Here is a 15,242-nt window from a genome sequence, read left to right on the forward strand (position 1 = left end):
CATCCTTGTCAACAATATATATCATCGCTAAAAGAGCAATAAATTGTCGAGTGACATCATAGTGATTCACAGACTGCTAGAATACGGTGGCCTTTACATGTATAAAGTTTTTAACTACAAAGTGATTTAACCGCAAAGGGTAAGAATCGGAGTAGATTAAACGGCGGGTTATTTTTTGCTGCTAAAAAAAGTGAAGTAACTTATTTTGGTAATACATTAACATAACTACAATTGATTTCGTTATGACAATACAAGAACTTGATAGTTTATACTTAAATTTGATAAAACTAACAATATATGTTGTAACTAGTTGTGAGACAAACGGTTAAAAAAGCTGATAAACGGCTATTTTCCTAGAAACATGTTAAATTATTATACCAAGTATCTTTCTTGTAATACAGTTGGCAACATAATTTCATTAATGAAATTGTTACAATTCTGCAATTTCGTTAATGAAAATGATTGGTTTCCCATAAAAAAAGCACTCTATGTTGAGATAGAACGCTACTTCATTATAGATGTTTTATTTACCGTTGTGGATTGTCTGCTTGATGCTTTTCACGTAGTTTTTGACGCAATACTTTGCCGACATTGCTCTTTGGTAGCTCATCAATGAACTCGATATAACGTGGACATTTGTAGCCAGTCATATTGTCTAAAGCGAATTCTTTGATGTCACTTTTGGTTACCTTATCATTAGCAGGTACGACGTAAATCTTGACGGCTTCGCCCTGATGTTCATCTGGAATACCAATGACTGCGCAATCAACGATAGCATTACAATCCAACATGACAGATTCAATCTCATTCGGGAATACGTTAAAACCTGAGACTAAAATCATGTCTTTCTTGCGATCAAGTAGGGTGATATAGCCTCTTTCATCCATGCTGACAATATCACCAGTACGGAAGTAACCATCACTGGTAAAGTCATCACTACTGTCTCTATTGAGATATCCAGAAGTGACATTGGGGCCTTTGATGCACATCTCACCCGCTTTATTCATACCAACACAATTACCTTCATCATCAACCACAACTATATCAACACTTGGGAGCGGCAAACCAATAGTGCCATTAAATGTGTGATCCGTCACAATATTAGCTGTACCTGCAGCTACTCCTTCAGTCATACCCCAACCTTCAACCATCGGGCAGCCAGTGACTTCAAGCCAGCGTGCAGCTGTTTGCTCAGTCGCTGCCATACCACCCGCTTGAGAAAGCCGCAGTGAACTAAAATTTAAGTTTTTAAAGTTTGGATTATCTAGTAAACCTTTATACAAAGTATTAACTGCTGGCAATATATGGAATGGTTGCCTTGATAGTGTTTTGACAAATCCTGGTATGTCACGTGGGTTTGGTACCAATATAAAGGTGTAGCCGGAACGCATGCCTAACATACTGAGCATAAATGCAAATATATGATATAGCGGTAGGGCCATAACCATATTGATATAAACCTCATTAATCTCTGAGGTAATCGGCCGAGTCCATGCTTCTGACTGCAAGGCTGCAGCAACGATATTACGCTGCGACAAAATAGCACCTTTAGACAGTCCAGTCGTTCCACCTGTGTACTGCAAGAATGCTTTTTGACTTAATTGCATGGCTGGTTTATGGAACGGAAGAACTTTACCTTTTTTGAGCACTTCAGGAAACTTAGTAACATGGTACTTAGGATCATTAAGATTGTATTTAGGAACGAGGCGTTTCACCTGACGGATAACCGTATTGACCAGAATACCTTTTAGCCCCATCATATCGCCCATTTTTGAGAGGACAATGCGCTTGATGTTGGTCTCTTCGATGACTTGCTCAAGTGCTTGGGCAAAGTTATCAACCACAAAAATAACCTGCGCACCTGAATCATTCAATTGATGGCGTAACTCTCGACCGGTATAAAGTGGATTAATAGGCGTACATACACATCCTGCACGCAAAATACCAATCATCGTAGGCAGGTACTGTGGAACATTTGGCATCATTAGCGCGACGACGCTACCTTTAGGAATGCCTTGTGCTTGTAACCATGCCGCAACCGCCATTGAAGCTTTATCAACATCGCCATAAGTATGAGTCACGCCCATACAGATGCTCATAGGGTGCAAACGAAAGCGATCAAAGCATTCTTCATATAGATCTATGATGCTGTTGTATCTATCGGGATTGATCGTCTTAGGCACAATATTGGGATAATGAGCAAGCCATGGTTTATTCGGCGTCATAGTCAGCGTCCTTGAGTTTTACTATTTAAAATTGTGATGTGGCAGTCGTATCCGTGTCAATGATGCTCATCAGCGCTGACGTGATCGTTTGCTGTTGAGAGTGATAAATTCTTATCGATTGACTGACTGATGGGTTTGTATTGCTGTTGTATAATACGATTTAACTATCATTTAAAAACACAATAATTCGAGAGTATAATTTATCATTAAGAGCGTTGAAAAAACAGATGCCTTAATAATAAAAAAGTCTATTTTATATGGTTGAAGTATCCAAAAATAAATAGAATATTTATTCAATACATTAGCACGAATGTGGCTTAAGGAAATATTGGTTTGCAGCACTGGTCAGTACATAAATTGAAAATATATAGCTAATATCAAATATATAGAAGTATGTTTCAAACATAAGGTGATTGTTGTAATTAGACATTAATACCGCAGTATTTAAGGTAGGATAAATTGATGTTTTTTATTAAAAAAACGTCTATAGATAAGCAATGCATTGATTGTACAGCCGAGCGTGCTACTCACACATATCAAAAACATGGTCACAATCTGATAGCGAACTGCTTGAGTAGGGTCGGCGCCAGCAAGGATTTGACCCGTCATCATCCCCGGTAAACTGACAATACCGACGACTAACATTGAGTTTAGCGTTGGCGTCATGCCGTTGATGATCGCAGCACGTATGGGCTCGTGTACGGCTTCAAATGGTCGCGCAGACAAGCTGAGCATCATCTCGATGCGATCGCGTTGCTCATGAAAAGATTCAATCAATTGGTTGCTGGTCAAAGAAATGGCAGTGAGCGAGTTGCCCAGTATCAATCCTAGTATAGGAATGATGAATTGCGGGGTGTACCAAGGCTGCACCCTCAAAATAATAATGATTGCGATTGCAGTGACGAATACTGCTGAAGTGCTGACTGCGATAAACGTATCGTTGAGCAAACCTTTATAGCTGCGTCTAACTCGGTTTTTGGCAGCGCTGCCTGCAATTAAGGTCATGATGGTTAAAATGAGGAGTACTTCATACCATTGTTCACGTGCAAAGATCCATGCCAATATCAAACCAATGAAGCTAAGCTGAACCACCGTACGAACAGCGGCAGTTAATAGTATCTTAGTGAGATGTAAGCGCAGTCGCCATGATATAAGGAGTACGATGAGAATTAGACTACTCGCTAGGGCGACATCCCCGTAACTAAGAATCATCTGCATATCATCCGTACCACTCATAAGTGCTCATTATAGTTAATCCTCTATAAACTGGATACGGTGTCAGTCTCGCTTAGTTCACTACATGTAGCACTTGCACTCGGCTTCCTTGTATCCAAATTATATTGAGCCGACTATATTATAATATAAATATTAGGTAGAACCAGTCAGTGAATGTATGAGATGAGGTGTTGACTATGTTCTGGTATTAAAACACTTCGGTCAGTACGCCTGCTTGCATATGCCAATGATGATTGGCGAGTGGCATGATATCTTGCGTATCATGCGTGACCCATAATAATGTGCGCTGCGTATCTAGTTGTAGCCATCTCATGAGTAGGTGTACCAGCTGTGCAGAAGTGTCAATGTCTAAAGCAGCTGTAGGCTCATCTAGTAATAAGACCTGCGGATTTAACTGTAAAAGACGTAAGGTATTTACCAGTTGGCGCTCACCACCTGATAAGTGATTGGTATCTTGCTGTAAAAAGTCAGCGTTCCGTTGCAAGCGTTCGAGCTGTGCGATATGCCAATCTATATCAAAACTGCGATGCTGATGGGCTTGTAGGCGATAGGGTGTTTTTAGGTTATCAATGACACGGCCTTCTAGCAGTTGCGGGTGCTGTGCGAGTAGGGCAACTTGTGTGCGCCATTGTGTGGGCAATGTATCGTGGATACTCTGAGGCGCACTGACATTTGATGCATCATTATTATTTAGATAGACGTCACCGTTGTTCATTGGCAATAATCCCGCTAATACTCGTAACAACACAGATTTGCAACTACCAGAAGACCCTGTCAACACCGTTACTTGTCCTGATAGCAATGTACCAGTCACGCCATTTATCAATACTCGCTTATCAGCAGGTAAGACAGGATCTGGCCTTACTGTTTTTCTTAGTTTGTCAGACCATTTTTGATAAATATTAGATGGTGTAAAAGGGTTTGTCTGAACGCTAGTGACATTGCTAGATACATTATCAGACACATTGTCAGGAGAATACGAAGTCGCTGTACGTCTGCTGTGTACCCAAATATTTTCGAATGTAAGCATAACTTAAAACTCACCCCTATCAACCGCACCCTTGTTATGGTGCAAGCTCATCTATTAGGATTATTGACTACCGATTTGCTCGCTAATAGCTTGCTCGATAGCACTACGTAACTTGTGTGGTACACGGATAGGGCGCATGGGTGCATTGCTCGCAGCGGTAGCATCTGATTTATCATTAGATATAGGCTCTGCTTGAACTTGATTTTGTACACAGGCGATAACGATTTTAGCGCTACTTAGTAAACTGTTGCTGCTGTTTGTAGCGGTGCTACCTACCATATGGCGATGAATACTTTGATAAAAAATCATACTGGCAGGTTTCAATTCGACTTTATCGACACGCACACTGATCACTTCATCTAAGAGAATGGCTCGTTTGTATTGCAAGTCTGCCTGACTCACGACAAAATGCTGTATATCACCATTGTCCGTCTGTAGAAAATAACCATTCAAACCAAGTTGGCCAAACCAATCACGGCGGCAGTTTTCAAAAAACACCAAATGATTGGCGTGGTAGACTATACCACCGGCATCAGTATGGTTAATATAGACGTTATAATCTTTAGCAAATAATGGCGTCAATGCGGCAGTTGAGTTTTTGCTGTTAGTGGTTATCATAATCATGCTCAGTATTTTTTATCAGTATAAATAAAAATGGCTTAAAGTTTTTGCTTAATAAAAGGTTAGGGCGTGTCTTCAATTCACTCGTTAGTCATCTAAATTGGCTAAACATCGTCAAATAGCTGGTTAATATCCCGATACTATCTGCGCTATTTTTCTTGTTTGACGGCAATTTACTTCATTTTTATCACTATCTTTAAAATGAAGACACGCCTTAGTATTACCTTTTGAATAAATAACAATGCAGTTTTTTAATAGGGTTTTGACGATAATAAAGTGTCATTCAAAACTATTATAGAAATAACAATTAATAAGAAGAGCTACTCTAGCTCAAGATATCAGGACACGCAATAGTTAGGTTGCGCTCCGTCTGTTATCATATAGTCATTCCACTATAAAAATATTACTGCGTTAACCTCGCCTGAAGTATTTGATATACATCGACACTCGGTTGCCTTGTACTACTTTTAAATTGAATCGACTATAGTGGTTTTTATCTTTTGCCTCTCAACTATTTGTATTAGCACCGTATTTCATCAATCAGTATAGGATAATTTATGACCCGTTTTGTCAGTTTTAATATTAATGGTATTCGTGCTCGCCAACATCAGCTTGAGGCTGTGCGAGACGTCATCGATCCTGATGTGATGGGTCTGCAAGAAACTAAAGTACATGATGAGCAGTTTCCCTTAGAGAACATAGAAAGCTTGGGCTATCACGTAGAATATTTTGGTCAAAAGGCGCATTATGGTGTTGCACTCTTGTCTAAAGTGGCGCCTATTTTTGTGCAAAAAGGCTTTCCGGGTGAAGAGGAAGAAGCGCAAAAGCGTTTTATTCATGCCCGCTATGAGTTTGAAGGACGTGAAGTTGATGTGCTCAATGGCTATTTTCCGCAAGGAGAGAGCCAAGACCATCCAACCAAGTTTCCGATGAAGCGTGCTTATTATGCAGATTTAATGGCGTATATTGATACATTAAAAGCAGAAGGTCGCTCTCTTGTGGTTATGGGAGATATGAATATCGCTCCAGAAGATATCGATATTGGTATTGGTGAAGTCAATGCTAAGCGCTGGCTCAAAAATAGAAAGACTTCATTTTTACCAGAAGAGCGTGAGTGGTATAGTGCACTGATGTCGCGTGAGCTGACGGATACCTATCGTATGCATTATCCAGAAAGCACTGAGCTCTATAGCTGGTTTGATTACCGCAGTCGCGGTTTTAATGACGAGCCTAAGCGCGGACTGCGTATCGATCATATTTTGTGTACCGCAGACCTCGTTGATGCATGTGTTGATGCAGGTATCAGCTATGATCTGCGCGCTATGGAAAAACCGTCTGACCATGCACCAATTTGGTCGGCATTTGACTTAAAAAAATAGCAATACGTTTATAGTCGATTCAATTTAAAAGTAGTACAAGGCAACCAAGTGTAGATGTATAGGTGATACTTCAAGCGAGGTTAACGCTGTCATGCTTTTATCGTGGAATGGCTATATATAATTAATCCTCTATAAATTGGATACGGTGTTAGCTTCGATTAGTCTATGGTTTTTAGTACTTTCACTCAGCTTACTCGTATCCAAATTATATTGAACAGACTATAGTATTGATCAAAACATAGTTTATAAATCATAATAAGACTTGAACAATAAGGATGTAATGATGGCTGTCGGAAATATTGAAGTACCCAATACGATTTATCCTATCGAAGGTATCAAGCTAAGTGCGACTGCAGCGGGTGTACGCTACAAGGATCGTGACGATCTAGTCGTGATAGAGATAGCGGATGCTGCAACTACTGCAGTTGTTACTACCAAAAATACCTTTTGTGCTGCACCTGTGCGTGTATTGCGCGAACACTTCGCCAAAGCCAGCCCTCGCTATTTGGTGACCAATACAGGTAATGCCAATGCAGGGACGGGCGCTGATGGCAAGCGTCGTGCTGTCGATATCTGTGCTGCACTGGCTCATAAAGCTGGCGTAGATAGCAATGCTGTATTGCCATTTTCTACAGGTGTCATTGGCGAGCCATTAAATAGCGACGCAGTGATAGCAGGCTTAGACAATGCACTTGCCAATCTTGGGGCTGATAACTGGCTTGCAGCAGCCAATGGTATTCGTACCACTGATACGATTCCTAAGCTTGCCAGTCAAAAAGTTGATGTAGCGGGTACCAGTTATCACATAACAGGCATGTCAAAAGGCTCAGGCATGATACGCCCGAACATGGCGACCATGTTGGGTTACGTGGCAACTGATGCCAATATCGCTGCTGACTTATTACAAGAGATGCTAAGTGCCATCAATGAGCAGTCTTTTAACCGCATCACTGTCGACGGTGATACCTCTACCAATGACTGCTGTGTATTGATAGCCACTGGCGCTGCTAGCTCAGAGGTAATCGATAGCCCAGAACATCCGCATTATCAGTCAATATTTACGGCGTTGACAGAAGTATTTGTGCGTTTGGCGCAATTAATCGTGCGTGATGGAGAGGGTGCAACTAAGTTTATGACAGTGAAAGTCACTGGTGGCCAGACAACGCAAGAATGCTGCGATGTAGCATACGCAGTTGCGCATTCACCACTCGTAAAGACTGCATTCTTCGCTAGCGATGCTAATTGGGGTCGTATATTGGCTGCAGTTGGTTATGCGGGTATCGAAGATTTAGATACAGAGCAAGTCGACGTGTATCTGGATGATGTAATGATTTGCCAGAGTGGTGGCGTTGCGCCCAGCTATACGGAAGAGGCGGGCAAGGCAGTCATGAGTCGTCCTGAGATTACTATTCATATCAATCTTGCACGTGGCGATGCCAGTGATACGGTGTATACCTGCGACTTATCTTATGATTACGTTAAGATAAATGCTGATTATCGTAGTTAGAATTTATTGAAGTAAATACATTGTTGATTGAGCCAGAATGACTATCATTCTGGCTTTTTGCTGTCTGACGCCTGCTCAGTATCAATTAGCCCCACTAGTTAATACGTACCATTAACATCAGTTGCAAAAGCTGACGTTACTTTACAAAGCAGTTGTAGAGAGACAGAGAGCTCACGACTTATACTAATCTTAGTAAATGACACACGGCAGGATTTGTAAATTTTGATGATGTATTGCTTGATAACACATTTGCAGTGCCATACTTACTACCAAAAGGATTAGCTTTTACAAAGACCAACTATTACAAAGATTAGATGTTAAAAAAAATAAATTTAAGCAAGCCACTTATAATTAATAACAACTCACTGAGGATTTTATAATGAAAAAATTTGCACTTGCAGCATTGATGACGACTTTTGCTCTTTCTGGTTGTTCTACTATGGACAATGAACGTACGATGGTTGTTGAAGGGCAGCCTATGAACGTAAAAGTGGTCAATATTCCAAGTTTTGAAGTAGAAGTTGCCCCGCGTAAAGCTGTATGTGACCTCACCGCAACTGATGGCTCTACAGTTGAGTCTCAGTGCTTACAATATCGTCAAACTTATCAGAAAAACTATACTACTCTAAACGGTAACATCCAAGGATTTACCTATGAGCCAAACTATCGCTATATGCTTGATATACGCCAAGAAGCAGTGACTGAAGAAGGTTCTAATGTCGTACAGCCAGTTTGGATTTTGAATGAAGTTATCTCAAAAACTGCTGAGTAAAAATTACTTGGATTACTGAGTGTCTTACGACCTCGCTATAAAAAAGACAATAAAAAAGGCCTCTAGCAAATTAGAGGCCTTTTTTATTATTTTTTTTAATCAATTTTTAATCAATTATTGAGTAGCTTTAACACTGGCTGTAATTAACAGTAAAGCCGCGAGTTGCCGTAGGAATACGATTGTCTGCATAGACAGCAAGTCCGCCACGTGAGGTTTCTTTATACTTATCAAGCATATCGGCACCCGTTACTTTCATCGTTTCGATTACTTTATCTAAAGAAACAAAGTGTTGTCCATTACCGCGGCAGGCAAGGCGTGCTGCGTTCACAGCTTTTACCGCACCCATCGCATTGCGCTCGATGCAAGGCACTTGCACTAGTCCGCCAACAGGATCGCAGGTGAGACCTAGATTATGCTCAATACCAATTTCGGCAGCATTGAGACATTTAGCAGGATCGCCACCTAGGATTTCAGCCAATGCCGATGCGGCCATTGCGCAGGCTGATCCAACTTCACCTTGACAGCCGACCTCAGCACCAGATATCGAAGCGTTTTGTTTAATTAAGCTACCGATAGCAGTGGCATTCAATAAAAACTTGCGAGCGCCTTCTATGCTGTAAGTTGATAGGAAGTCACGGTAATAATGCATGACAGCAGGAATAATACCTGCAGCACCATTAGTAGGAGCAGTCACGACATTACCGCCGTTGGCATTTTCTTCATTGACGGCTAGGGCATACAGATCAATCCAATCCATCGCCGCAAGCTTATCGTTTTTCGTCACTGGCTGGTTTTTTTCAGCACACAGTTGCAGATGCAGCGCTTGAGCACGACGCTTCACATCTAGGCCACCAGGTAATATGCCGCTATTTTGACACCCGCGTGTCACACAGTCCTGCATAGAAGCCCAAATAGAATCGAGATAGGCAAATACTTCTGTTTGATTGCGATAGTGACACTCATTGGCCAGTACCAGATCGCTGATGCTTAGACCATGCTGACGGCACTGCTCTAAAAGCTCTCCGGCACTATTGAATGGGTAAGGAACCACATCAATCGTTGGGCTGGCATGATCTTCATCTGGATTGGTGGCATCTTCTTCATTAATCACAAAACCGCCGCCGACTGAGTAATAAGTCTGCTGATAGTGAGTACCGTCTGTCGATATGGCTCGAAGCATCAAGGCATTGGGATGATAAGGAAGCACCGTATCGTCATACCAATAAATATCGCGCTCCGTATCAAAGTTAATGGCATGAGTACCCGATACATTCAATGTCTTGTCAGAAAATATAGGTGATAAATAATTACTGGTCATGCGTGTATCAATGGTGCTAGGAGCGTGTCCAAGCAGACCTAGCAAGATGGCAGTATCGGTGGCATGTCCTTTGCCTGTCGCAGCCAAAGACCCATAAAGTTCAATTTCAATCGTTTTAATCGTGGTCAGTTCTTGATGCTTACTTAGTGAAGTCAAAAAAAGATTTGCAGCAAGCATCGGCCCGACGGTATGTGAGCTTGATGGTCCTATGCCGATTTTAAATAAATCAAAAACACTGATCATAATAAGTTACCAAAAGTATTGAGTGCTTTAGCCTGTTGTATTGATTGCTTTAGGCACTTTTATTGAGAATATGATAGACAGCCACCACCCTTATGCACCGAAAGCAAACGTGTGCAGGGCAACACCTATGAAAGTATTAGCATAGAGAGGTACAACTGGTGATTGAATAATAACTTTTATTTATTTTGAAACTCCGTTATCATGCTCGGAGTCAACTGCCGTGTAACATCCTGTAAGTTGGTTGTCGCTATGAAGTACGTTGAGTACATAACGGCCGAAATCGTTTTTAGTAGAACATATCCGACTTGATACATCTAGCAAAACATGGTCATCATACCAAATAATACTTTTGGTTTGCCATATTGCAACATAAATGAATGAATTAGGGCGACATATTATAAATGAAAGGATGTGGAGCTTGCTATAGTCATTCCACTATAAAAGCATTACAGCGTTAACCTCGCTTGAAGTATTTGATATACATCTGCACTCGGTTGCCTTGTACTACTTTTAAATTGAATCGACTATATTCATCTTTACCTACATCTCTTTATCTATTGAATTCATGATTTAACTCAGTTTTGATTCCATCATTTATTGTCGCCTATTATTTTAGCTCAGCTCACATAGGATAAGCGCATGCCATCTCAAAAAGACCCTTCCTCACATTCAGAAAGTAGCGCCCAAGAGCAATCGGCTCACAATGCACTAGAAGCTGCAGGTATTGATTCAGCAGCCATGAGTTATCCAAAAAACCCAGATTTTGAAAATGGCCGTTGGTTTCCAACATGGCGTTCTTATCAGGGTGATTTGGATCGTGATCCAGTTGGTATCAATGAATACCTACCGCCATCAAAAAGTGTATTGCTAGGTGTACAGCATACGTTTGCAATGTTTGGGGCGACGGTACTGGCACCATTGTTAATGGGTTTTGATCCTAATCTGGCTATTTTGATGTCAGGTATTTGTACCGTGATGTTTTTTATAATTACGGGCGGGCGCATGCCAAGTTACTTGGGCTCAAGCTTCGCTTTCATCGGTCCAGTCATTGCTGTTACCGCCTATGCAGGTGCAGGATTCAATGATAATTTAAGTGTCGCTTTGGGCGGCATTATGGCGTGCGGTATCATCTATTCGTTGATTGGGCTGCTGGTGATGAAAACAGGCACTGGCTGGATTGAGCGTCTGATGCCACCTATCGTTACCGGTGCTATCGTAATGATTATTGGTCTTAATTTAGCACCAGTGACTATTCAGGGAGTGTCTAGCAATCAGTTTGATGCTTGGATGGCTACATTGACGGTACTATTGATCAGTGGTGTAGCTGTGTTTACAGGCGGCATGCTGCGTCGCTTGCTACTGCTGGTTGGTCTGATACTATCGTATCTCGCCTATTTTGTGATGACGAATGTCCTAGGCTTTGGGTCGCCGATTGACTTTAGTAGTGTCGCAGCCGCTTCATGGTTCGGTCTACCAACCATTCATACGCCTAGTTTTGATAAAAATGCCATTATTCTGATTGCGCCTGTGGCCTTTATTTTGGTCGCTGAAAACTTAGGGCATTTTAAGGCTGTCGAAGGCATGACCAAAGCTCGTGTGACGCCTTATATGGGCCGCGCATTTTTTGCAGATGGTTTAGCGACTACTTTTTCAGCAGGATTTGGTGGTACAGGTGTGACCACTTATGCCGAAAACATTGGTGTTATGGCGGTGACTAAAGTATATAGCACGACGATATTTGTTGTGGCAGGTGTGGTTGCCATCATACTTGGGCTATCACCAAAATTTGGTGCCATCATTCAGACGATACCAGCGGCACTATTGGGCGGCGCATCTATAGTCGTGTTTGGCTTGATTGCACTTGCAGGTGTGAAAATCTGGTTAGACAACCATATTGATTTTAGTAAAAACAGCAACCTGATCATTGCGGCAGTGACTGTTATTATGGGTACTGGTAACTTCAGCTTGCACTTAGGCGGTTTTGATTTGGGCGGTATCGGTACTGCTACGTTGGCAGCTATCGTATTAAATGCATTGTTTAACCAAAGCGCTGAGATGAAAGCTGCTAATAAATCGTTAGCCAAATAATGAGTTGAGTTCCAGAATATTTATAGAACATCTCAGCCAAACTGATAACATTAAAAAAGCACCCATGCTATCGATAGCATGGGTGCTTTTTATTGACCTATAATGTTAGCGCTATTTATATCTACGTTTATAAAAGCGCGCAAAAAACCGATAACGGCGTAGGGCGCGTGGTTTAGGCTTTAGCGAGCCTAAATAAATGGCAAACATAGTCAGTAAAGCACCACTCCATTGCAAGGTGTTGATAGGTTTGTCTAGCCAACTATAGTCAATTATCAATGCGGCCACTGGTTCACTCAACAGAAGTAGCCCTGTTAGTGCCAGTGACATCTTAGGGATAGAGTAAGCAATGAGTCCCCATGCCAAGCATTGCATGACCGCTCCATAAATCAGTATCCATCCAATCTCAGACCATGTATTGGGTAATATGTGTCCCATATCAAATATGAACATCGGTACAATCATGGCCAATACGCCACCAATACTCACCAGTTGCATCAATACAAATATGGGTGTGGGTTCTGTATCGTGCGTTTTGCGAATAAACGTCATAGAGGCGGCTAACATGGCTCCTGATAGAATACCGGTAACAAACCCCCAAACAGCATCTGTGTTATGTGCAAATTCAGGGCTACCAATCATAGCCACACCCAACATGGCTAGGCACAAGCTGATCAGTTGCAAAATAGACTGACGCTCTGCAAAATACAAAAACCCGATAGCGGCTAAAAAGAAAATCTGTAAGCTATTAAGCAGGGTTGAGATACCAGGTCCAACAGCATAAATACTCTCATGCCACAGAGCCAAATCTAGCCCCAAAAATGCCCCAGACAATAAACCATAGATGATGGCACGTCTTGAACGTGGCAGATGTTGCCCTGTTAGCTTGGCCAGTACGGTAAATATGACACCGGAGATGGCCAGCCGCCAAAAGGCCATTGCCCAACCGCCCACATCCACATGAGCCACAATCAAACTACCCAAGCCAAAAATGACACAGCCGATGACCAAGCCAATAGATGCAGAACGCGAAGAGGTCTCTGCCATAAATGATCCTTACTTTAATATTTGTTACTAAGGTGATGTTACTTTGGTAAAGGCCAATCATTTATAGACAATAAAATGATGGTTATAGTGCGACAAGCTGAGTCGAGTAATGCTTGATTTTATATAGGCTCCACTGTAAACGTTTTGGCCTAAAAAATGAATGCCTTGCTAGATAATTAGTAAACATTTTTAAAGAAAAAACTAAAAACCTATAAGGAAGATAAGATTGCAGTTCATTTTGATGGCTGCACGATAGTATGGTCATATGAACAACCCTAAGTAGCTATTCGCTATTTATCAATGTGAAGGTTTATAATGACCACTAGGGCGTGTCATCAATTAGCACATTAATACATTTAGTGGCCTTAAAATGGCTAAATTTCGCTAAACATCGTTAGAAATTTTGTCAATATGTTCATATTAACGGCAATTACTTCCTTGTTTATCTACAATTTTTCTCATTTAAGCCTCACAATCTAATCGATGATATGCCCCAGCATGTGCCTACTATATTCACCGGGTAATGGCACTATATTAAGCGTGCTGTTAACATTGAGTGTATTATCAGCCAGTCGTAAAGGTTTAAAACGCCACCATACTTTTAGCTTAGGGTTATTTATGCGTCAACGTTCTTTGTCTTTTTTACCACTACCTGATTTAGTTTATTTTTGGTCATCTTCAAAATATGCACTTTACCTGTGCCTTGGGGTTTTATTGGCCATTGTGATGGGTATGCCCGCGTATGCTGCAAGTTGTAAATTGCCCAAGAGCTATTATAAAAACGTCTCTTGTACGTCAAGCAGTGGTTATTTTTTGGCAATAAAAGATTTTGGTGCGCCAGTGGCTTTGATTAATAGTAAAGGCAAAGCTGTCGTTGATTTATCACGCTATCAAGAGATTAAGGCAGATAAAATCGCTGGCGGCCTAATCCCCGTACAACGCAGCAATAAAGTTGGTTACATTAATATGCAAGGTCGTGAGGTTGTACCAGTCGTTTATGACCTATTGGGTGAGTCAGCAGGCTGGGTAAGAGAGGTGTCAGAAGACCGTATCATTGTGAAAAAAAATGGCAATTACGGGGTAATCAACACAGCCAATAAAACCATTGTGCCATTTTCGGCAGCGATTAGTGATATCGATGATTATCGAGGTGGCGTAGCTCGCGTGAATAAAAGTCGCGCAATCAGTTGGTTGGACAAAAACGGTAACACGACCAGCGATCCAAATGGTAAAGACAATGATGAGTCTGCTGCCTCTTCATCAAAATCCAATTCTGCCGAATCCGGTATTGCCCAATCCAAGCCCGTAGCTATCAATCGTTTTACGACATTGCAGCCGAGCCAGCAAGACGGCAAGTGGGGTTTTGTTGACGATAATAATGTGATTATGATTACGTATTCGTTTGATGAGGTGCAGTCGTTTTCCGAAGGCTTAGCTGGCGTACGAATTGGTAAAGACTGGGGCTTTCTCAGTCTTGGTGGTGAGCTTGTGATTCCGTTTCGTTTTTCTGACAGCGGTGTGTCTGAGAATGATAGCTACAAAGGTAAGCCTGCGTTTGTATTTATAGATGGTAAGGCGTGGATTGGTAATCTAAAAAATGGTAATAAGATGTGCATTGATAAAGAAGGGAATAGTATCAGTTGTGAGTAGGGATTGATCTTATGTTTAAAGACCCATATAAAATATTTAGGTCGTATCCTAGCAATAAAAAAGAGTGTAAGCCTATGAGTTGATGATAGGTTTTACACTCTTTTTTTATGTGAAGCAGTTAAGCTACTA

The 15,242-nt window shown here is 41.4% G+C and carries 11 protein-coding genes; 5 read left to right on the forward strand and 6 right to left on the reverse strand.

The window, feature by feature from the left end; genetic code table 11:
* Positions 1-527: 527 nt before the first annotated feature.
* The 4 genes from IPZ60_RS09545 to IPZ60_RS09560 form a co-directional block, all read right to left on the reverse strand.
* Positions 528-2,225 (reverse strand): AMP-binding protein, encoded by a 1,698-nt coding sequence (locus IPZ60_RS09545; RefSeq protein WP_194197556.1) that lies wholly within the window; start codon positions 2,223-2,225, stop codon positions 528-530.
* A 444-nt stretch (positions 2,226-2,669) separates the two neighbouring features.
* Entirely contained in the window at positions 2,670-3,461 is a 792-nt protein-coding gene (gene fetB, locus IPZ60_RS09550; protein WP_194197557.1) for an iron export ABC transporter permease subunit FetB, read from the reverse strand.
* A 187-nt stretch (positions 3,462-3,648) separates the two neighbouring features.
* Entirely contained in the window at positions 3,649-4,491 is an 843-nt protein-coding gene (locus IPZ60_RS09555; protein ID WP_194197558.1) for an ATP-binding cassette domain-containing protein, read from the reverse strand.
* A 60-nt stretch (positions 4,492-4,551) separates the two neighbouring features.
* Positions 4,552-5,109, reverse strand: a complete 558-nt coding sequence (locus IPZ60_RS09560) for a thioesterase family protein (protein ID WP_194197559.1) — start codon at positions 5,107-5,109, stop codon at positions 4,552-4,554.
* Between the two features lie 560 nt (positions 5,110-5,669).
* Here IPZ60_RS09560 and xthA point away from each other — a divergent pair.
* The 3 genes from xthA (at position 5,670) to IPZ60_RS09575 (ending at position 8,770) form a co-directional block, all read left to right on the forward strand.
* Positions 5,670-6,491 carry an exodeoxyribonuclease III gene (gene xthA / locus IPZ60_RS09565; protein ID WP_194197560.1) on the forward strand — a complete coding sequence of 274 codons (822 nt, stop codon included), beginning with the start codon at positions 5,670-5,672 and terminating at the stop codon, positions 6,489-6,491.
* A gap of 283 nt (positions 6,492-6,774) precedes the next feature.
* Positions 6,775-7,998, forward strand: coding sequence for a bifunctional glutamate N-acetyltransferase/amino-acid acetyltransferase ArgJ (gene argJ, locus IPZ60_RS09570; RefSeq protein ID WP_194197561.1), 1,224 nt, complete (start codon positions 6,775-6,777; stop codon positions 7,996-7,998).
* A gap of 379 nt (positions 7,999-8,377) precedes the next feature.
* The gene (locus IPZ60_RS09575) at positions 8,378-8,770 is read left to right on the forward strand and encodes a DUF4377 domain-containing protein (protein ID WP_194197562.1); all 393 of its coding nucleotides are present in this window, start codon (positions 8,378-8,380) and stop codon (positions 8,768-8,770) included.
* Positions 8,771-8,897: 127 nt separating this feature from the next.
* On the opposite strand, the gene IPZ60_RS09580 is transcribed toward IPZ60_RS09575, so the two are convergent.
* Positions 8,898-10,331 (reverse strand): L-serine ammonia-lyase, encoded by a 1,434-nt coding sequence (locus IPZ60_RS09580; RefSeq protein ID WP_194197563.1) that lies wholly within the window; start codon positions 10,329-10,331, stop codon positions 8,898-8,900.
* Between the two features lie 738 nt (positions 10,332-11,069).
* Between IPZ60_RS09580 and IPZ60_RS09585 the strand changes: the two genes are divergently transcribed.
* Positions 11,070-12,419, forward strand: a complete 1,350-nt coding sequence (locus tag IPZ60_RS09585; RefSeq protein ID WP_227669325.1) for a solute carrier family 23 protein — start codon at positions 11,070-11,072, stop codon at positions 12,417-12,419.
* 111 nt (positions 12,420-12,530) lie between these two features.
* On the opposite strand, the gene IPZ60_RS09590 is transcribed toward IPZ60_RS09585, so the two are convergent.
* Entirely contained in the window at positions 12,531-13,463 is a 933-nt protein-coding gene (locus tag IPZ60_RS09590; RefSeq protein WP_194197565.1) for a DMT family transporter, read from the reverse strand.
* A gap of 618 nt (positions 13,464-14,081) precedes the next feature.
* Between IPZ60_RS09590 and IPZ60_RS09595 the strand changes: the two genes are divergently transcribed.
* Positions 14,082-15,113 carry a WG repeat-containing protein gene (locus tag IPZ60_RS09595; protein ID WP_194197566.1) on the forward strand — a complete coding sequence of 344 codons (1,032 nt, stop codon included), beginning with the start codon at positions 14,082-14,084 and terminating at the stop codon, positions 15,111-15,113.
* Positions 15,114-15,242 lie beyond the last annotated feature (129 nt).

The organism is Psychrobacter sp. NG25, assembly GCF_015234355.1.
Classification (GTDB): Bacteria; Pseudomonadota; Gammaproteobacteria; order Pseudomonadales; family Moraxellaceae; genus Psychrobacter.